Origin of the sequence: Mesorhizobium sp. LCM 4577 (assembly GCF_001854795.2) — a bacterium.
In the GTDB taxonomy this organism is placed as follows: Bacteria; Pseudomonadota; Alphaproteobacteria; order Rhizobiales; family Rhizobiaceae; genus Mesorhizobium; species Mesorhizobium plurifarium.
Map to the genome: position 1 here is coordinate 240,586 of NZ_MDDU01000054.1, position 17,362 is coordinate 257,947.

The following is a 17,362-nucleotide window of genomic DNA, read 5'->3' on the forward strand; positions in this document are numbered from 1 at the left end:
TAGAGTCTCGGCGCGCGCTGAGCAACGTCATGCCGCTCGTGGTCAGATGGAATCAATGTGGCGCTTGTTCGGCGGGCACCGCCTCGATGATCACAAAGGCTTGAGCAAGCGGGAAATCGTCGGTGATGGTGAGATGGATGAGGGCACGGTGGCCTTTCGGCAGGATTTTCTCCAGCCTGGCCGCGGCGCCGCCGGTCAGCGCCATGGTCGGGGCGCCGCTCGGCAGGTTGACCACGCCCATGTCGCGCCAGAACACGCCCTCGGCCATGCCGGTGCCCAGCGCCTTGGCGCAGGCCTCCTTGGCGGCGAAGCGCTTGGCATAGGAAGCCGCGCGTGCGGCGCGCTTTTCCGACTTGGCCTGCTCGACCTCGGTGTAGATGCGCTGGACGAAGCGCTCGCCGTGCCGCTCCAGCGATTTCTCGATGCGTCTGATGTCGATCAGGTCGCTGCCGATGCCGATGATCATTCCGCCGGCACTTCCCGTCCACCCTGCCCTGCCTTCTTCTCGGCACGCTCGGCCATGCGCTTCCTGCGCTGCTCGCGAAACACAGTCATGCCCCAGCGGGTGATGGCGTAGAAAACGAGCCCAAAGACCAGGCCGAGCGGCACCGCACCGATCAGCATCGGTTCAAGAACGGGGTGCCAGAGCTTGGCGAAGGAAAGCTTGTGCATCATTTCGCCCAGATGCTCGGGCGGCCCGTGCTTCGGCAGATGTTCGTGCAGCAGCAGCTTGCCGGTTTCCCAGGACGCGCCCCACAAAAGCGGAAAGGTCAGCGGATTGCCGAAGAACACGGCGCCGAGCGCAGCCGCAACCAGATTGCCGGCGATGATCCAGCACAGCACGGCCGCGACGATGAAGTGGAAGCCGAGCGGGAAGAAGGAAGCAAAAACGCCCGCGGCGACGCCGGCGGCGACCGAATGCGGCGTCGCCTTCAGCCGCAGGATGCGCTTGGAGAAATATTGCACGGAACGTGAGAACGAGCGGCGCGGCCATAGATAAGTACGCACCCGCTCAAGGAGGCCATCAGGCTCTCGGCGTCGAAAAAGCACTCTGTTCCAGTTCCCGGTCCAACACGCGCTGCCCCTGCCACCACCGGGTCGCGCCACACATATCTTGCGCTTCGATGGCGCAGAAAGGCAACAAGTCTTTGATATAGCGACGCCCAGGCCGCGTAACAACGAAACGCCGCCGCGATGGTCTGCCGCAGGCTGTAACAAGGCCGTCATTCTGGCGAAACTGAGGAAGACAACCGGGATGAGCCAAATGATCACCATTCGACCGGCGCGGGCCGACGACGCGGAGGCATTGCCGGCGATCGAACAATCGGCCGGACTGGCGTTCCGCGCCATTCCGGAACTGGCGTGGCTTGCCGACGGTGACAATGTCAGCGTCGAGCGACACTGCGCGCTGATTGCCGCGGGCGCATGCTGGATTGCCGCGGACGAAGAGGACCGGCCGGCCGGCTTCCTGAGCGCCGGGATCGAGGGTGATACGCTGCATGTCTGGGAGTTGGACGTGCGCCTCGACCGGCAGGGCCAAGGCATTGGCCGCGCGTTGCTCGAGCGGGCGGTCGCGGACGCCAGGCGGCGCGGCCTGGCGGCGGTGACGCTGACCACGTTTCGCACTGTGCCCTGGAACGCGCCCTTCTACCGCAAGTTCGGATTTCGTGTCCTGGAAGATGCCGAGATCGGCGGACGGCTGGCCAGCCTGCTCAGCGACGAGGCCGAGCACGGCATGGCTTTGGAGCAGCGCTGCGCCATGCGGCTCGATCTCAGTCGAGCCGGTATTCGCTGACCTCGACCAGATTGCCGTCCGGATCGCGGAAATAGACCGACATCATCGGACCGCGCGCGCCGGTGCGTTCGACCGGACCGACTTCGATCGCCACGCCATTTGCTTCGAGGCTCGCCCGGACTTCGGCGAGCGGCACTGCCGCCACGAGGCAGAAATCGCCGGAACCGGGCGTCGGCGCCTTTGCCTTCGGCTCGAAAGTGCGGCCTGTTTCGTGCAGGTTGATCTTCTGCGAGCCAAACAAAAGCGCGGTCGGCCGGTTGGGCTCATCCAGCCGCCGCATGCCAAGCACGCGCCCGTAGAAGTCGCAGCTCGCTTCGACCGAGCGAACCGTCAGCACGAAATGGTCGATTCCGGCGATCATCGCGCCCYCGGCGGCTGCCGGAGAGATTCAAGCGACACGCCCAACTGCTTGTTGTCATGCATTGCGGAGTCAGATGTTGCGGCTTCCGGGCTTAACGGCTGGAATAGCGGCAAGTTCCGGCGGCAGGCGGTCGGCGGGATAGGCCGGCACTTCATATTCGGCAAGCGCGATCAGCGGCACGCCGACGTCGGTCTTGCCGGCCGAGCGGTCGATGATGCAGGCCGCCGCCACGACCTCGGCGCCAAGCTCGCGCAGGCAATCGATGGTCTCGCGGATCGACAGGCCGGTGGTGACGATGTCCTCGACGATGACGACGCGCGCGCCCTTGGCGATCTCGAAGCGGCGCAGCCTGAACTCGCCGCCTTCCCGCTCGACCCAGATCGCCGGGACACCCAGATGACGCGAGGTTTCATAGGCCGGGATCAGGCCGCCGATGGCCGGGCCGACGACATAGTCGATCCTGCCGGGCAGCGCCTTGCGGATCTTCTCGGCCAGCGCCCTGCACAGCCGCTCGGTCTTATCGGCATGCATGAAGACGCGGGCCTTCTGCAGAAAGACCGGGCTGCGCAGGCCCGACGTCAGGATGAAATGACCTTCGAGAACGGCACCGGCCTCGCGGAAAATGCCCAGCACTTCGTCGGTGTTCATTGTTCGCTCCATGCCTTTGGCGAGTGGTGAATAGTGAATGGTGAGTGGTGAATGGTGAATGGTGAATGGTAGTGAAAGCACCCTCTATTCCTATTCACTATTCACATTCACCCATTCACACGCCGCGCATCGCTGACGCTCGAATTGTCCTTCAGCTGCGACAGCAGCCGGTTGAGATGCTTCAGGTCCCAGACCTCGAGGTCGATCAGCATCTCGGTGAAATCGGGTGCCGTGCGTATCATAGACAGCGTGTGGATGTTGGCATCGTTGGACGCCACGACCTGGGCGATGTCGGCCAACGAACCGGGCGCATTGATGGCGGTGACCGAGATGCGCGCCGGGAACCGCTCCTTGGTGCGTTCGTCGATGTCCCAGCGCACATCGATCCAGCGCTCGGGCTGATCGTCGAAGGCCTGCAGCGCCGGCGACTGGATCGGATAAATGGTGATGCCGGTTCCCGGCTGGATGATACCGACGATGCGGTCGCCGGGCACGGCGCCTTCCGGCGCGAAGCGCACCGGCAGGTCGCCGCGCACGCCGCGGATCGGCACCGCGCCGTCGCGCGGCTGATCCTTGCCCTTCTTCGCGGCGCGCGTGCCGGGCATCTGGAACAGCATGCCGGCGGCGTTGCGGATCTTCGACCAGCCTTCCTCGCGCTGCTTGGGCGGGGCGACGGTGACGCGCTCGTCCTTATAGTCGGGGAAGACCGCTTTCATGACGTCGGTGGAGCTCAACTCGCCGCGGCCGACGGAAGCCAGCACGTCCTCGATGTCCTTGCGCGCCAGGCGGTGCAGCACCGGCTTCAAGCTCTCCTTGGTGAAGGTCTTGCCGGCGCGCTCGAAGGCGCGCTCCAAAATCCGGGCGCCGAGGCCGGAATATTGCTTGCGAATGGCATTTTTGGTGGCGCGGCGGATGGCGGCGCGCGCCTTGCCGGTGACCACGACCGATTCCCAGGCGGCGGGCGGCACCTGCGCCTTGGAGCGGATGATCTCGACCTCGTCGCCATTCTTCAGTTCCGTCATCAGCGGCATGATGCGGCCGTTGACCTTGGCGCCGACGCAGGTGTCGCCGACATCAGTGTGGACGGCATAGGCGAAGTCGATCGGCGTGRCGCCGCGCGGCAGCGCGATCAGCATGCCCTTGGGCGTGAAGCAGAACACCTGGTCCTGGAACAGCTCCAGCTTGGTGTTCTCGAGGAAATCCTCCGGATTATCGCCCTCGGCCAGTTGCTCGATGGTGCGCCGCAGCCAGGCATAGGCGTTGGTTTCCCTGGAGATCGCATGGCCGGCGCCATTCATCTTGCCGCCGCTGTCCTTGTAGATCGAATGCGCGGCGACGCCATATTCGGCGATCTTGTTCATCTCCTTGGTGCGGATCTGCAATTCGACGCGCTGGCGCGACGGCCCGACGATGGTGGTGTGGATGGAACGATAGTCGTTCTGCTTCGGCGTCGAGATGTAGTCCTTGAAGCGGCCGGGCACCATCGACCAGGTGGTGTGGATGGCGCCAAGCGCGCGGTAGCAGTCGTCGACCGTATCGACGACGACGCGGAAGCCGAAAATGTCGGAGAGCTGCTCGAAGGAGAGCGCCTTGGCCTCCATCTTGCGGAACACCGACCATGGCTTCTTCTGCCGGCTCTTCACGCTCGCCTTGATGGCATGTTTCTCGAACAGGCCCGACAGCGCCGTCTCGATCTCCTGCAGGACGCCCTTGTTGCGCTCGAAAATCTCGGCAAGCCTTGCGGTGACGGCGCGATAAGCCTCTGGATTGATATAGCGGAAGGCGATTTCCTCCAGCTCCTCGCGCATGCCCTGCATGCCCATGCGCCCGGCCAGCGGCGCGTAGATGTCCATCGTCTCCTCGGCGATGCGCAGGCGCTTGGACTCGGGCATATGGTCGAGCGTGCGCATGTTGTGCAGGCGGTCGGCGAGCTTGACCAGAAGAACGCGGATATCTTCCGAGATCGCGAGCAGAAGCTTGCGCAGGTTTTCCGCCTGCTCGGCCTTCTTCGAGACCAGATCGAGCTTCTTCAGCTTTGTAAGGCCTTCCACCAGCTTGCCCATTTCGGGGCCGAAGAGCTCGTCGATCTCAGCCCTGGTCGCCGTCGTGTCCTCGATCGTGTCATGCAGCAGGGCAACGGCGATGGTCGCCTCGTCCATATGCATGTCGGTGAGGATGGCGGCGACTTCGAGGGGATGCGAGAAATAGGGATCGCCCGAGGCGCGCTTCTGGTGGCCATGCTTCTGCATGGCATAGACGTAGGCCTTGTTGAGCAGCGCCTCGTTGACGTCAGGCTTGTAGCGCTGGACGCGCTCGACAAGCTCATACTGACGCATCATGGGCGGAATCTCGCGGTGCTGAAATGAATCATGCGCCGCTGTTGCTTGCGGCGCATGTCATAGATAGCCACGAAACTTACGAGACGGAAGTGCCGGATGCTTGATCCAGGCAAGTTCCCATGACGCTTAGTAGTCGTCGCTCTTTTCCGGCGGCACCAGACCTTCGATGCCGGCGAGCAGGTCTTCCTCGCTCATACGGTCGAAAGCGATATTTTCCTCGGCGTCGTCGGTGTCGGCCGCGACAGCGGTCGTGCCGGTCTGGTCGGTGATCGCCTCGCCCTCGGCCTCCGGCTCGTCGACCTCGACATGCTTCTGCAGCGAGTGGATCAGGTCTTCCTTGAGGTCGTCGGGAGAGAGCGTCTCGTCGGCGATCTCGCGCAGCGCGATGACCGGGTTCTTGTCATTGTCGCGCGGGACGGTGATCTGCGCGCCCTGGCTGATCTGGCGGGCGCGATGGCCGGCGAGCAGCACGAGTTCAAAACGGTTATCGACCTTGTCGATGCAATCTTCAACGGTTACGCGGGCCATGGACTGCCCCTTTCATGCGATGGATTTGATGGAAAGCTGGCGCGCTCCATAACGCGAGCGCGGCCGAAACACAAGCTTTATGGCGCCGGCGCCGACTTTCGCGGCCCCTTGCCCGGCTCATCATCGGAGCGCGCCATGATGGCGCTCACATAGTCGCGATCACAATTGCTTGCAATGCGGGCCGTGCCCTTGGATATCCACAAATTGCGCGTTATCTCGGATGTGACGGTACCGAGGCCCATTTGCCGGACCTATTCGTCAAACGCTTTTAGACGACAGAAATTTTTGAAAAGGGATGTTTTTCAATGTTCGATCCCCGTGAAAAGATCGCTCTTTTCATCGACGGCGCCAATCTCTACGCCACGTCCCGCGCGCTGGGCTTCGACATCGATTACCGCAAGCTCCTGTCGAGCTTCCAGAAGCGCGGCTACCTGCTGCGCGCCTACTATTACACCGCGCTGGTCGAGGATCAGGAATATTCCTCGATCCGGCCGCTGATCGACTGGCTGGACTACAACGGCTTCAAGGTGGTGACGAAGCCCGCCAAGGAGTTCACCGACTCGACCGGCCGGCGCAAGATCAAGGGCAACATGGATATCGAGCTCACGGTCGACGCGCTGGAGCTTGCCGATGTCGTCGACCATTATGTGATCTTCTCCGGCGACGGCGACTTCCGCACGCTGGTCGAGGCGCTGCAACGGCGCGGCCGCAAGGTGTCGATCATTTCGACCATGGCTTCCCAGCCGCCGATGATCTCCGACGATCTGCGCCGCCAGGCCGACCATTTCATCGACCTGATGACACTAAAGAGCGAAGTCGGCCGCGACCCGTCCGAACGGCCTGTGCGCCGGCCTGAACCCGCCGAAGTCGACGAGGACGATTATTGACGGGCGGCGGCCTTGAGCGCCGCACCCTCCCCCGAGCCCGGCCGTGACTGCCCGCTCTGCCCGCGGCTGCACGATTTCATCGCCGCCTGGCGCGAGCGCGAACCGAGCTGGTTCAATGCGCCGGTGCCGACCTTCCTGCCGCCGGAAGGCGAGAATTCGGTCAAGCTCCTGATTGTCGGGCTGGCGCCCGGCCTGCGCGGCGCCAACCGCACGGGGCGCCCCTTCACCGGCGACTATGCCGGCGACCTGCTCTACGGCACGATGATTAAGCATGGCCTGGCGCGCGGCGAGTTCAAGGCGCGGCCGGACGACGGGCTCGAGCTTGTCGGCGCTGCCATCACCAATGCGGTGCGATGCGTGCCGCCGGAGAACAAGCCGGTGGGCGCCGAAATCTCGACATGCCGAACTTTTTTGAAACCCACCATTGCGCGCTTCCCCAACCTTCGCGCCATCCTGACGCTGGGTTCGATCGCGCATCAGTCGACGGTGCGGGCGCTGGGCGGGCGTGTCGCCGCCTTGCCGTTCCGCCATGGCGGGCGCCAGGAAGCCGGCGGCGTCACCTTGTTTTCCAGCTATCACTGCTCGCGCTACAACACCAATACCGGCGTGCTGACGGAAGAGATGTTCGTCAATGTGTTCAGCGAGATCGCGGCGTTCCTGAAGAGCTAGAGTCAAGCGGCTTCCTGTCGGTCCGACTTCCCATTCATACCGGCAGCAGGGCATCCGGCTTCACGTCGCCGATCGAGGCGTAAGTGTGCGTCTCCTTCACGCCCGGCAGCGCGAGAATGACCCGCGTCAGGAAATCCTGATAGGCGGCCATCTCCGAGATGCGCGCCTTTACCAGATAGTCGAAGCCGCCGACGACCATGTGGCACTCGAGAACCTCGGGCGCCTTGGTCACCGCTTCGGCGAAGCGCTCGAAAATATGCGGCGCCGTGTGATCGAGACGTACCTCGATGAAGACGAGCGTGCCGCGTCCGATCTTTGCCGGATTGAGCACGGCCCTGACCGCGGTGATATAGCCTTCCCGAAACAGCCGCTTCACCCGCAGGCTGGTGCCGGTCGGCGACAGGCCGACGCGCGCCGCGAGATCGAGTGTGGTGCGACGTCCATCCTCCTGCAGCAGCCGCAGGAGATTGCGGTCGACCGCGTCGAGGTCGTCTGCTTCAGCATTCACGCCAAATCTGCCTCTGATCTGCGAGTTTCACTCGAATTTCGATAAAGGAGCGTATTTTACCGCAGGCTTTTCGRCAATAGCCTGTGCCTACATCGAATTCCGCGGAGACGATCTTCAGTGGCGATGTCATGACGGCGGCAGGACATGGCGGACACGCGAGACTCAGGAAACTCCGGGCTGGCGATCATCGCGGGCCTGACCATGATCGGCATCTACGCAATCCAATTCGTCGCGGCGCGCTTCAGCCTCCGGGAGCACCTCACGGCGACGGATCTGGCCGCCTTGCGCTTTGGCGGCGCGGGAGCGGTCTTTCTGCCGATCGTCTGGCGCGGCGGCTTCGCAAGCATGAGAGCGCTTGGCTGGCGACGGGCCTTGGCTTTGGYGGCGCTGGCCGGATTGCCTTATCCGCTGATCATCAATTGGGGACTGACCCATGCCCCCGCCGCCCATGCGGCAGCGCTTTGTCCCGCGTCGATCGTGTTCTTTTCGTTCCTCCTGTCACGCGTCGTCTTCAATGACGGCGCTTCGCGGCAACGGACCATCGGTGTGCTGGCGATCATCGCCGGCCTGTCGCTGTTCGTCGCGCCGGCGCGCGACGGCACCGGCGGCGTTCTCTTCGGCGATATGCTTTTCATCGGATCGGGCCTGATGTTTTCGGCCTATGCCGTTCTTGTCAGGCGCTGGCGTGCCGATCCGGTCACGGCGACGGCCGCGGTGGCGCTCCTGTCCTGCCTGCCGCTGCCGGCTCTCTATCTCTTCGCRCCAAGCCATATCCATGCGGCGGCCGCCACGGAGATCATCAGCCAGATCGTGGTCCAGGGGATTCTGGCCGGCGCGGCAGCCATGTTCCTTTATACTTACGTCGTCCGGCAACTGGGGCCGCAGACGGCATCGCTGTTCCTGCCCGGCATACCGATCGCCACCGTGGTTGTCGGCATGGCCGTGCTTGGCGAAACGCCGATGGCGATCCAGTTCGCAGCCATCGCGATCATGGCCGCCGGGATGGGCTTGTCGGCGATCGGAGGGCGGATTGCCAGCAAACGTCTTGATGCAGCCGCGCAGGCAGGATCGTGAGCCTTCAGCGGTACGGCAGACACTTCAAGAGCCGGCAATTCAGGGCGTCGGCGCGAACAACGCGGCCAGCGTCTCGCGGCTACCCTTCAGAACGTTCAGATCGACATCGCCTTCGATGCCGTCGACGCGGCCCATATTATGATACTGCCAGTAGATCCAGTCGTTCTCGCGCGGCTTCATCGCCAGCGAACGCAGCCAGCGCTGACGGGTCATGATGCTGCCGGAATAGGTGTCGGCCGCTTCGTCGGTCAGATAGAAGATCGCCTGCTTGCCGAACGCCGCCTCGACCGGGCCGAGGAAAGCGGCAAGCTCGATATTCAACTGCTCGGGCGACGGACGCTGCGGGCAGTTGCCGCCGAATTCGATGTCGACCACGGGTGGCAAAAGCGGCTCGCCGCGTGGCACCACGGCGATAAAATTCCTCGCCTGGTCGGCGCCAGGGCGGCAGAAGGTGAAGAAGTGATAGGCGCCGACCGCCAGGCCGGCCGCGCGAGCCTCGCGCAGATTGGTCGCGAACAGGGTGTCGACATGGGTGCCGCCTTCGGTCGCCTTGATGATGGCGAAGGCGACATCGTCGGCCGCCACGCGCGGCCAGTCGATCTTTCCCTGATGGTGGGAGACGTCGATGCCCCGGACCGGGAATTCCGCGCGGTCAGGTGAAAAGCCGCGGAACCAGAAATAGGCGCCTGCCACGACGGCACAGGCGACAACCACGCCGGCGAGGCCCCAGAAAACAATCCGCTTCCCCAAGATCCGTCCCCCGTCGCAAGGTGCGCCGGACCAAGGAACCGGCGATGGCCTTTTTTCAGGCGGCCTGTTTCCGCCATCGGGCGAAGGCTTAGCCGCGCTCCTTCAGCAGCCGGCCCTTCTCGCGCGACCAGTCGCGCTGCTTTTCGGTCTCGCGCTTGTCATGCAATTTCTTGCCACGCGCAATCGCCAAGAGCAGCTTGGCGCGGCCACGGTCGTTGAAATAGATTTTCAGCGGCACCAGCGTCATGCCTTCGCGCTCGACGCTTTGCGAGAGTTTCGCCATCTCGCGCTTGGAGACCAGCAATTTGCGGCGGCGACGCGGCTCGTGGTTGAAGCGGTTGGCCTGCAGATATTCCGGCAGATAGGAATTGATCAGCCAGATCTCGCCGCCCTCGGCCGAGGCGTAGCTCTCCTGGATGTTGGCCTGGCCCTGGCGCAGCGACTTGACCTCGGTGCCGGTCAGCACCAGGCCGGTCTCGATCGTGTCGAGCACCTCATAGGAGAAGCGCGCCTTGCGGTTTTCGGCGACCGTCCTGTTGTTGGGGTCGGCTTTCTTGGCTTGATTCATAATGCGGAGAGGTGGCGCCTCATCCCTAATTTATCAAGCCGGCGTGCTTTAGCGCCGCGTCGATCTTCTCGGCGGTCGAGGGCTCGACCGTCACCAGCGGCGAGCGCACCACGTTCTCGATCTTGCCGAGCTTCGACAGCGCGTATTTCGACCCCGAAACACCAGGCTCCATGAAGATCGCCTTGTGCAGCGGCAGGAGACGATCCTGCAGCTCGAGCGCCTTGGCGCTGTCGCCGGAAAGCGTGGCTTCCTGGAATTCGGCGCAGAGGCGCGGCGCGACATTCGAGGTGACCGAAATACAGCCGACGCCGCCATGGGCGTTGAAGCCAAGCGCGGAAGCATCCTCGCCGGATAGCTGGATGAACTCCTTGCCGCAGGTCATGCGCTGCTCGGAGACGCGCTCCACCTTGCCGGTGGCATCCTTGACGCCGACGATATTCTTGAAGTCGTGCGCCAGGCGGCCCATCGTCTCGGGCATCATGTCGATCACCGAGCGCGGCGGGATGTTGTAGATGATGATCGGCAGCTTGGTCGCGCGGGCAACGGCGGCGAAATGCTCATAAAGGCCGCGCTGCGTGGGCTTGTTGTAGTAAGGCGTGACGACAAGGGCGGCATCGGCGCCGGCCTGTTCGGCATACTTCACGAGGCCGACCGCTTCCTCGGTGTTGTTGGAGCCCGCGCCGGCCACGACCGGCACCCTGCCCCTGGCCACCTCGATGGCGACCTTCACGACATGGCGGTGCTCCTCATGCGAGAGCGTCGGCGACTCGCCGGTGGTGCCGACCGGGACGAGGCCCTTGGTGCCTTCGGCGATCTGCCATTCGACGAAAGCGCGAAAGGCTTTCTCGTCGAAGCGCCCGCTCTTTTCGAACGGTGTCACGAGCGCGGTGAGCGAGCCTCTCAGCATATCGTCCAAACTCCTTGGAACTTCGTTGTCTATGCATGTCGTTCTTTCCCGCCATCGGGCGACATGCGTCGGTATCTTATTTGCGCGCCTTCTAACCGAAAGCGAAGCCGCGCACCATAGTCTCGACATGGTTCAGCGGCAAGGATCGCAATAGAGCCAGCGGGTGCAATTCGAACGGCCTCGATAACCTTTTGTTTACGAGCCCTTCACCACCTAAGTTTAGAGTCTGTTTAGGCTTTCAAGGCCGTACCCGCTGACGATGTGCTAGGATTGAACATGCCGACGAGGCGGCCTCATTTCTTCGCGCTTTTGGGCGCGATCGTCGCGCTGACGCCGACTATGGCGATCGGCGGCAGCGTCGATGCGCGCGTCACGGCTGCAATCCCGGTGCCCGATGCGCCGCAAGCGCCGGGCCTAACGTCGACCGCCCCCGACATAGCGCAACTGAAGAGCGGCCTCGACGCGCTCGCCGCCAACAACATTGCCGGGGCGCGCAATGCGCGCGACACGCTGCCCGCCATTTCGCTCGACCGACACATCCTGGCGTGGGCGATCGCGCTCTACGGCGGCGATCAGGTGCCGAGCGGCGAGATTGCCGATGCCGCCAAGATGCTGCCCGGGTGGCCGGGCACGATCGCGCTGCGCAAGAACAGCGAGCGCGCGCTCTATCGCGAAAACCCGCCGCCACAAGTGGTGGTGCAGGCGTTCGGCCGCAGCCAGCCGCTGACGCCGGAGGGCGTCATCATCCTTGCCCGCTCGCAGGTGGCGCTTGGCAACCAGGCGGCCGCCCGCGCGGTGCTGGTGCCGTTCTGGCGCAGCGAAAAGCTGGAAGCCAAGGATGAGAATGCCATCATCAAGGAGTTCGGCACGCTGATTCCGGCGGCCGACCATCGCTACCGTATGGAGCGCATGTTCTACGCCAACCGGCCGTCTTCGGCGCTGCGGGTCGCCGGGCTCGCCGGCGCGCAGCCGCTGGCGGATGCGTGGGCGGCCGCCGACAAGGGCGACAAGAACGCCGCCAGGCTATTGAAGGCGGTGCCCGCGGCGCAGCGCTCGGCCGGCTATTTCTTCGCCGAGGCGGAATACCTGCGCAAGCAGCAGAAATTCGCCGATGCGGCGACCGTCGTGATGAAGGCGCCGACGGACCGCGATTCGCTGGTCGATCCCGATGCCTGGTGGGTCGAGCGCCGCGTGCTGTCGCGCGAGCTGGTCGACCAGGGCGACATGAAGACCGCCTACAAAATCGTCTCCATGCACGCGGCCGAAAGCCCGGCCAATGCCGCCGAGGCCGAATTCCATGCCGGCTGGTACGCGCTGCGCGGCCTCAACGATCCGGCGGCCGCGGCCATCCACTTCAAGCGCATCGCCGAGCTCGCGCAGGGACCAGTGTCGCTGTCGCGCGCCTATTACTGGCTCGGCCGCGCGGCGGAAGTGGGCGGCCCGGGCAGCGCCAAGGATTATTTCACGCGCGCGGCCAGCTACGGCACGACCTTCTACGGCCAGCTCGCCGGCGAGCGCGTGGGCTTGAGGACGCTCAACATCGTCTATCCGAAACCGAGCGCGGCCGACCGCCAGAGCTTCGAGGGCCGCGAGGCGGTGAACGCGATCAAGCGGCTGCAGGAGGCGGGCTATGACCGCTACGCCGAAACGCTCTACCGCGACCTTGCCGGGCAGCTGACCAGCCCGGGCGAACTGGCGCTGCTTGCGGTGCTGGCCGAAAAGCAGGGCAACCATTTCATGGCGCTGAAGGTCGGCAAGATCGCTGCTCAGCGCGGCATCGACGTCGGCGCGCTGTCGCATCCGCTGGGCGTCATTCCCGATTCGGCCAATATCTCGGGGTCCGGCAAGGCGCTTGCCTATGCCATCGCCCGACAGGAAAGCGAGTTCAACGTCGGCGCCGTCTCCAGCGCCGGAGCGCGCGGCCTGCTGCAATTGATGCCAGCCACCGCCAAGCAGTTGGCTAAGAAGGCCGGCATGAGTTTCTCGCAGGCGCGGCTGACGAGCGATGCCGGCTACAACGCGACGCTGGGTTCGGCTTTCCTCGGCGAGCAGCTCGACCGTTTCGGCGGCTCCTATGTGCTGACCTTCGCCGGCTACAATGCCGGCCCGAACCGCGCCGCCCAGTGGGTGGCGAAATACGGCGACCCGCGCGCTAAGGACGTGGACGCCGTCGTCGACTGGATCGAGCGGATTCCCTACACGGAAACAAGAAGTTACGTGCAACGCGTGATGGAAAACTACGAGGTCTACAAGATGCGTATTTCGGGGAAATACGACATCGTGGGGGACCTTGTGAACGGACGAGGTTGAGGTTCTTCCTTCTCCCTTGTGGGAGAAGGAAGAGTGTTTGACGATCCCCACTCTCGCCTGTAGCTGTCGGCCACCCCCAGCGAGGACAGCACTCCGATGGCGAGCGACGAAGGCTTTTCCGATTTCTTCTACGCGGCACCCGACGGCCTGAAGCTGCATGCCCGGCTCTACGGCAAGGCGAATGCCGAGGGTTGGCCGGTCGTCTGCCTGCCCGGCCTTACCCGCAATGCTCGCGATTTCCACAAGTTGGCCCTTTACCTTTCCAACAAGGCCAGGAACCCGCGCAAGGTCATCGCCTTCGACTATCGCGGTCGCGGGCAATCGGACCACGATCCCGATATCGGCCATTATAATGTCGGGGTCGAAGCCGGCGATGTGCTTGCCGGGCTATCTGCGCTCGGCATCGAGCAGGCCGCCTTCATCGGCACCTCACGCGGCGGGCTGATCATCCATGTGCTCGGGGCGTTGAAGCCGGCCGCACTGAAAGCCATCGTGCTGAACGACATCGGCCCGGTGATCGAGGCGGAGGGCCTCGCCCATATCCGCGCCTATCTCGACCGTGCGCCAAAACCGAAAACATTCGCCGAGGCGGTGGATGCCCAGCGCCGCGTGCATGGCGCCGACTTTCCGGCRCTCACCGACGCCGACTGGGCGCGAATGGTCCGGGCAATCTGCCGCGAGACGGAGGCCGGCTGGGTGCCGGATTTCGACCCGGCCCTGGTCGACACGCTGGCCGGCATCGATTTCAGCAAGCCGCTGCCGGACCTGTGGCCGCAGTTCGACGCGCTTGCCGCCATTCCGCTGCTTGCCATTCGCGGCGCAAACTCGAGACTGCTTTCCACGGCGACACTTAACGACATGCAGAAGCGGCATCCCGGCATGGAATCGATCACCGCCGAAGGCCAGGGCCACGCGCCCTTCCTCGAAGCCAGCGATTTGCCGGAAAAGATCGCCGCATTTCTCGATCGAGAAGAAGATCAAGTCAAACAAAAGTAAAGCTCGAGACTATATCAGCCTCGAGCTTTATCACGAAATATAGATTTTTATCCGTCGGCGAGGCCGATCCGACCGGCCTAACGCGTTTCACCGTTTCACGGAAACGGCGAAACACCCTATGTCTTTGCTTTTACGCAATTCCGGACGGAAAACCGCTCACACTTTTCCTGGAATTGCTCTATTCGCCTTTCGAGCGTTTGCGGGACGTCTTGGCCGGTTCCGACCCTTTCGCTTTCCGAGACGATGGGGCGGAGGTCGGCGTGGTGAGGGGCGATGCGAACACGGAGCTCTCCGCCGACCGCGGCGAGGCTTCATCGCCGCGCGGCTTTTCCAGAACGACGACGCAGCCATCGAGATCGTTGGTGGCCAGATGCGCGTAACGCATGGTCATCGACAATGTCTGGTGGCCCAGCCACATCTGGACGCGCCTTATGTCGATACCGCCCTGGACGAGACGTGAAGCGCAAGTGTGACGCAGGATGTGCGGCACCACCTGTTCATCGGCGCCGAGACCGACTTCCGCCTTCGCTTCGTTCCAGATCGCGCGGTACTGCGCCTGCGTCAGCTTGGTGAACGGGCCCTTCGGCCGGCGCCCTTCCGTGTTCGGCGGAAGCTTGATGACGTCCTTGACTCGTTCGGTCATCGGAATGGTGCGGCTGCGGCCGGATTTGGTGATCCAGAAGGAGACCCGGTGTTCCTGGATATCGTTCCAGATCAGGCCGAGCGCCTCGCCGAGACGGCAGCCGGTGTCGACAAGGAAGACGGAAAGCCGGTAGGCATCCTCGCTGCGGCTCCTGATCGCCGCGAACAGCCTCGCTTCTTCGTCCCTTTCGAGGAAACGAATCCGTCCCGCCCGCTCCTTCTGGCGGCGGAACTCGGGCAGGCTGTGGATATCTCCCATCTTATGCGCCTTACGCAGCAATTTGCTGAGGGCAGCCATCTTGCGATTGATGGTTGCATTGCTGTTGCCGCGCTGGCGCAATGTACCGATAAGATTGTCCAGGGTGTTCTGGTCAAAGGTGCTGAAACGCTCTCCCAGAAGGATCTCGTCTATTTCACCGATGAAAGAGCTGACATTGTATTTATGCCGCCCATCGTCCCAGAGTATATCCCGATAAGCTGCGAACAGCTCCCCGACCCTATACGATTTTACTTCTCTGATCTTGTTGTAGGTGTATCGAAAATTCGAATTCTGAGAAGAAAAAAACGCGAAATGATCAGAGGAGCCCCCCTCTTGAATCGCTTCGTTCGACATTTTTACACCACACCCCCGAGTGGTTAGAGCCAGCTCTACCCGCTTGAAGGCGTCCTTTCAAGAGTTCTTGGAGTCTTATGCCGATCCATCCGTCGATGGGATCCCACGAAATCGTGCATAAGATCTCGCTCTGCTTATCGTTTACCCCCATCCTTTCGTTTGGCGCCAATCGCGAAAACAAAAAAACGGCCCGGGCGTGAAAGCGCCCGGGCCGGATTCCACCTGTAGGGTTCCAGCCCTTAGAAATCGCGCTGGAAGCGGAGGATGCCGCCGATACCGTCGCCCTTATCACCATAGAAGTTGGTGCTGGTGTGGTTGAGGTAGTCAACTTCGCCGGTGACCGTGAAGCCAGGGACAACCGTGTAGGCAATGTTCGCCGCCACGCCCACGTCCTTGCCGTCGTCATACGAAACCTGGAGGTTGAACGAGGTCTTCTCGTTGAACTTGTAGGTGCCACCGCCCCAGAAGGCCCAGTTGCCGTTCCACGGCTTGAAGAAGGAATGACCCGTCGGGTTCGTCGGCCCGTCGAAGTTTTCCTGGCCATAACCACCCATGACAAACAGAGACAGCGCGTCGTTGACGTTCACATCCAAGCGGACCTTGCCGGCCCAAGTCTCGTAGTTGCTGTCGTAGGCGACCACGCCATTGATGGCGCCCCAGCCCTGGGTGTACTTAGCACCCACAACAACGTGCGGAACGTAGCTGTCGATCACACCGATGTAATCAACGTACTTTTCGGTAAAGAGGCCATCGCCATTTGCATCGACGGTGAACCTGCTGTCGCTGCCCTCTTCGAGAGAGACCACGGCCGAGAAACCGTTGCCAGCATCGAAATAGTACTGGATGACATTGGTATCGAAGCCACCATACGGAACCAGCGTATCGTTGATGACGTTGCCGGCATAACCGCTGAACGTATCGAAGGCCGATTCGTCCTTACCGACGCGGAGGCCGCCAAGCTGGATCCAGGCGAAATTCAGCGAAACGCTGGTGCCGGTCCCGCCGCTGCTAGCAAGATTGTCGCTGCCATCAAAGCCAAGGCGGCCCGTGTGAGCGCCGTTGCCATAGTTGAAGCGCGTCTCGGTATAGGTCTTCAAGGTGCCGAGCTCGGTCTCCTGACCGGTCCAGGTCTTCAGCGTGAAGCGTGCATTCTTCGCCCAAGTATCCTGGGTGTCCCCAGTCTTCACGTCGGTCGCATCAGCACCGGTGAAGCCGTGCATGTAGGCATCGCCAGCCGAAGCGTCATAGCGAACATAGCCGCCGATGCGCAGGCAGGTCTCGGTGCCCGGGATGTAGAAGTAGCCGGCGCCGTAGACGTCGCAGATCTTGACGTATTCGGCCGGTTCCGGCTCGGCGACGGTCACCGCGTCGGCGGCGCGAGCACCGGAAACTGCGATCAGGGCCGCAGCTGAGCCGAGAAGAAGGCTCTTGATGTTCATTTTCTGACCYCCAGTCARAAKYKAMWRRRMGSGWCWGGSKWTYTYKWSCKRAAKSACMSYSWWYSCTKYSYYAYYSCYWYYWYYKWWWRMSWTRMGCASCGMRSCSMWMSKTMKWWRCTSRSRYKAYYSMKSRKCCGGCKSCSKWYRRSCRMSRWMGTKYSGMYGMARKSGCYGKSSSSKSGCTMKMRMMGGSYGYKSWWGYMCMRATKMSMYGMTYWKGMYYCRMTSWSAWRSCKSTMSWKMRCCMKCKRKCSCMYCKRSSSSCYGAAKSMKKKYKMRKCSRKYAWKRSGYCGRCKKRWTKAYKGYGCKCMSGCKWKTCKKKMKCCA

General features: G+C 63.0%; 18 protein-coding genes. 6 read left to right on the forward strand and 12 right to left on the reverse strand.

Going from position 1 to position 17,362, the window contains the following annotated elements; translation table 11 throughout:
• Positions 1 to 52: 52 nt before the first annotated feature.
• Together acpS and LCM4577_RS31600 are read right to left on the reverse strand one after the other, a co-directional pair.
• The gene (gene acpS, locus LCM4577_RS31595; protein ID WP_040984237.1) at positions 53 to 466 is read right to left on the reverse strand and encodes a holo-ACP synthase; all 414 of its coding nucleotides are present in this window, start codon (positions 464 to 466) and stop codon (positions 53 to 55) included.
• The gene (locus LCM4577_RS31600) at positions 463 to 1,050 is read right to left on the reverse strand and encodes a DUF2062 domain-containing protein (protein WP_040984239.1); all 588 of its coding nucleotides are present in this window, start codon (positions 1,048 to 1,050) and stop codon (positions 463 to 465) included. The genes acpS and LCM4577_RS31600 overlap by 4 nt, the downstream gene beginning before the upstream one ends.
• 214 nt (positions 1,051 to 1,264) lie before the next feature.
• Between LCM4577_RS31600 and LCM4577_RS31605 the strand changes: the two genes are divergently transcribed.
• Entirely contained in the window at positions 1,265 to 1,795 is a 531-nt protein-coding gene (locus LCM4577_RS31605; RefSeq protein WP_198540323.1) for a GNAT family N-acetyltransferase, read from the forward strand.
• On the opposite strand, the gene LCM4577_RS31610 is transcribed toward LCM4577_RS31605, so the two are convergent.
• The 4 genes from LCM4577_RS31610 to rpoZ form a co-directional block, all read right to left on the reverse strand.
• Positions 1,773 to 2,156 carry a VOC family protein gene (locus LCM4577_RS31610; RefSeq protein WP_071035665.1) on the reverse strand — a complete coding sequence of 128 codons (384 nt, stop codon included), beginning with the start codon at positions 2,154 to 2,156 and terminating at the stop codon, positions 1,773 to 1,775. The genes LCM4577_RS31605 and LCM4577_RS31610 overlap by 23 nt on opposite strands.
• 69 nt (positions 2,157 to 2,225) lie before the next feature.
• Positions 2,226 to 2,804: an orotate phosphoribosyltransferase gene (gene pyrE / locus LCM4577_RS31615; protein ID WP_041008602.1), complete on the reverse strand. Its 579-nt coding sequence runs from the start codon at positions 2,802 to 2,804 to the stop codon at positions 2,226 to 2,228.
• 107 nt (positions 2,805 to 2,911) lie between these two features.
• Positions 2,912 to 5,143 carry a bifunctional (p)ppGpp synthetase/guanosine-3',5'-bis(diphosphate) 3'-pyrophosphohydrolase gene (locus tag LCM4577_RS31620; RefSeq protein ID WP_071074676.1) on the reverse strand — a complete coding sequence of 744 codons (2,232 nt, stop codon included), beginning with the start codon at positions 5,141 to 5,143 and terminating at the stop codon, positions 2,912 to 2,914.
• 126 nt (positions 5,144 to 5,269) lie between these two features.
• Entirely contained in the window at positions 5,270 to 5,671 is a 402-nt protein-coding gene (rpoZ, locus tag LCM4577_RS31625; protein ID WP_071035662.1) for a DNA-directed RNA polymerase subunit omega, read from the reverse strand.
• A 305-nt stretch (positions 5,672 to 5,976) separates the two neighbouring features.
• Here rpoZ and LCM4577_RS31630 point away from each other — a divergent pair, with 305 nt between their 5' ends.
• Together LCM4577_RS31630 and LCM4577_RS31635 are read left to right on the forward strand one after the other, a co-directional pair.
• Positions 5,977 to 6,558 carry an NYN domain-containing protein gene (locus LCM4577_RS31630; RefSeq protein ID WP_040984251.1) on the forward strand — a complete coding sequence of 194 codons (582 nt, stop codon included), beginning with the start codon at positions 5,977 to 5,979 and terminating at the stop codon, positions 6,556 to 6,558.
• Positions 6,559 to 6,570: 12 nt separating this feature from the next.
• Entirely contained in the window at positions 6,571 to 7,227 is a 657-nt protein-coding gene (locus LCM4577_RS31635; protein ID WP_040984253.1) for a uracil-DNA glycosylase, read from the forward strand.
• A 34-nt stretch (positions 7,228 to 7,261) separates the two neighbouring features.
• On the opposite strand, the gene LCM4577_RS31640 is transcribed toward LCM4577_RS31635, so the two are convergent.
• Positions 7,262 to 7,735: an Lrp/AsnC ligand binding domain-containing protein gene (locus LCM4577_RS31640; protein WP_040984255.1), complete on the reverse strand. Its 474-nt coding sequence runs from the start codon at positions 7,733 to 7,735 to the stop codon at positions 7,262 to 7,264.
• A gap of 144 nt (positions 7,736 to 7,879) precedes the next feature.
• Between LCM4577_RS31640 and LCM4577_RS31645 the strand changes: the two genes are divergently transcribed.
• Positions 7,880 to 8,809, forward strand: a complete 930-nt coding sequence (locus LCM4577_RS31645; protein ID WP_071074677.1) for a DMT family transporter — start codon at positions 7,880 to 7,882, stop codon at positions 8,807 to 8,809.
• A gap of 39 nt (positions 8,810 to 8,848) precedes the next feature.
• On the opposite strand, the gene LCM4577_RS31650 is transcribed toward LCM4577_RS31645, so the two are convergent.
• The 3 genes from LCM4577_RS31650 to dapA form a co-directional block, all read right to left on the reverse strand.
• The gene (locus LCM4577_RS31650) at positions 8,849 to 9,559 is read right to left on the reverse strand and encodes a GH25 family lysozyme (protein WP_040984260.1); all 711 of its coding nucleotides are present in this window, start codon (positions 9,557 to 9,559) and stop codon (positions 8,849 to 8,851) included.
• 88 nt (positions 9,560 to 9,647) lie between these two features.
• Positions 9,648 to 10,127, reverse strand: a complete 480-nt coding sequence (smpB, locus tag LCM4577_RS31655) for an SsrA-binding protein SmpB (RefSeq protein WP_040984261.1) — start codon at positions 10,125 to 10,127, stop codon at positions 9,648 to 9,650.
• A gap of 25 nt (positions 10,128 to 10,152) precedes the next feature.
• Complete coding sequence (gene dapA / locus LCM4577_RS31660; RefSeq protein ID WP_040984264.1) at positions 10,153 to 11,034, reverse strand: 4-hydroxy-tetrahydrodipicolinate synthase; 882 nt, start codon at positions 11,032 to 11,034, stop codon at positions 10,153 to 10,155.
• A gap of 276 nt (positions 11,035 to 11,310) precedes the next feature.
• Here dapA and LCM4577_RS31665 point away from each other — a divergent pair, with 276 nt between their 5' ends.
• Together LCM4577_RS31665 and LCM4577_RS31670 are read left to right on the forward strand one after the other, a co-directional pair.
• Entirely contained in the window at positions 11,311 to 13,344 is a 2,034-nt protein-coding gene (locus LCM4577_RS31665; RefSeq protein WP_071035911.1) for a lytic transglycosylase domain-containing protein, read from the forward strand.
• Positions 13,345 to 13,440: 96 nt separating this feature from the next.
• Positions 13,441 to 14,340, forward strand: a complete 900-nt coding sequence (locus LCM4577_RS31670) for an alpha/beta fold hydrolase (protein WP_071074678.1) — start codon at positions 13,441 to 13,443, stop codon at positions 14,338 to 14,340.
• Between the two features lie 178 nt (positions 14,341 to 14,518).
• Here the strand turns inward: LCM4577_RS31670 and LCM4577_RS31675 are convergent, their stop codons facing one another.
• Together LCM4577_RS31675 and LCM4577_RS31680 are read right to left on the reverse strand one after the other, a co-directional pair.
• Positions 14,519 to 15,595: a site-specific integrase gene (locus LCM4577_RS31675; RefSeq protein WP_071035656.1), complete on the reverse strand. Its 1,077-nt coding sequence runs from the start codon at positions 15,593 to 15,595 to the stop codon at positions 14,519 to 14,521.
• 239 nt (positions 15,596 to 15,834) lie between these two features.
• Positions 15,835 to 17,034, reverse strand: coding sequence for a porin (locus LCM4577_RS31680; RefSeq protein WP_071074679.1), 1,200 nt, complete (start codon positions 17,032 to 17,034; stop codon positions 15,835 to 15,837).
• Positions 17,035 to 17,362 lie beyond the last annotated feature (328 nt).

Excerpts from the sequence above, each read along its gene's own strand:
- acpS (WP_040984237.1), bottom strand. The coding sequence starts at position 466 with ATGATCATCGGCATCGGCAGCGACCTGATCGACATCAGACGCATCGAG.
- LCM4577_RS31605 (WP_198540323.1), top strand. The coding sequence starts at position 1,265 with ATGATCACCATTCGACCGGCGCGGGCCGACGACGCGGAGGCATTGCCG.
- LCM4577_RS31610 (WP_071035665.1), bottom strand. The coding sequence starts at position 2,156 with ATGATCGCCGGAATCGACCATTTCGTGCTGACGGTTCGCTCGGTCGAA.
- pyrE (WP_041008602.1), bottom strand. The coding sequence starts at position 2,804 with ATGAACACCGACGAAGTGCTGGGCATTTTCCGCGAGGCCGGTGCCGTT.
- rpoZ (WP_071035662.1), bottom strand. The coding sequence starts at position 5,671 with ATGGCCCGCGTAACCGTTGAAGATTGCATCGACAAGGTCGATAACCGT.
- LCM4577_RS31630 (WP_040984251.1), top strand. The coding sequence starts at position 5,977 with ATGTTCGATCCCCGTGAAAAGATCGCTCTTTTCATCGACGGCGCCAAT.
- smpB (WP_040984261.1), bottom strand. The coding sequence starts at position 10,127 with ATGAATCAAGCCAAGAAAGCCGACCCCAACAACAGGACGGTCGCCGAA.
- dapA (WP_040984264.1), bottom strand. The coding sequence starts at position 11,034 with ATGCTGAGAGGCTCGCTCACCGCGCTCGTGACACCGTTCGAAAAGAGC.
- LCM4577_RS31665 (WP_071035911.1), top strand. The coding sequence starts at position 11,311 with ATGCCGACGAGGCGGCCTCATTTCTTCGCGCTTTTGGGCGCGATCGTC.
- LCM4577_RS31675 (WP_071035656.1), bottom strand. The coding sequence starts at position 15,595 with ATGTCGAACGAAGCGATTCAAGAGGGGGGCTCCTCTGATCATTTCGCG.
- LCM4577_RS31680 (WP_071074679.1), bottom strand. The coding sequence starts at position 17,034 with ATGAACATCAAGAGCCTTCTTCTCGGCTCAGCTGCGGCCCTGATCGCA.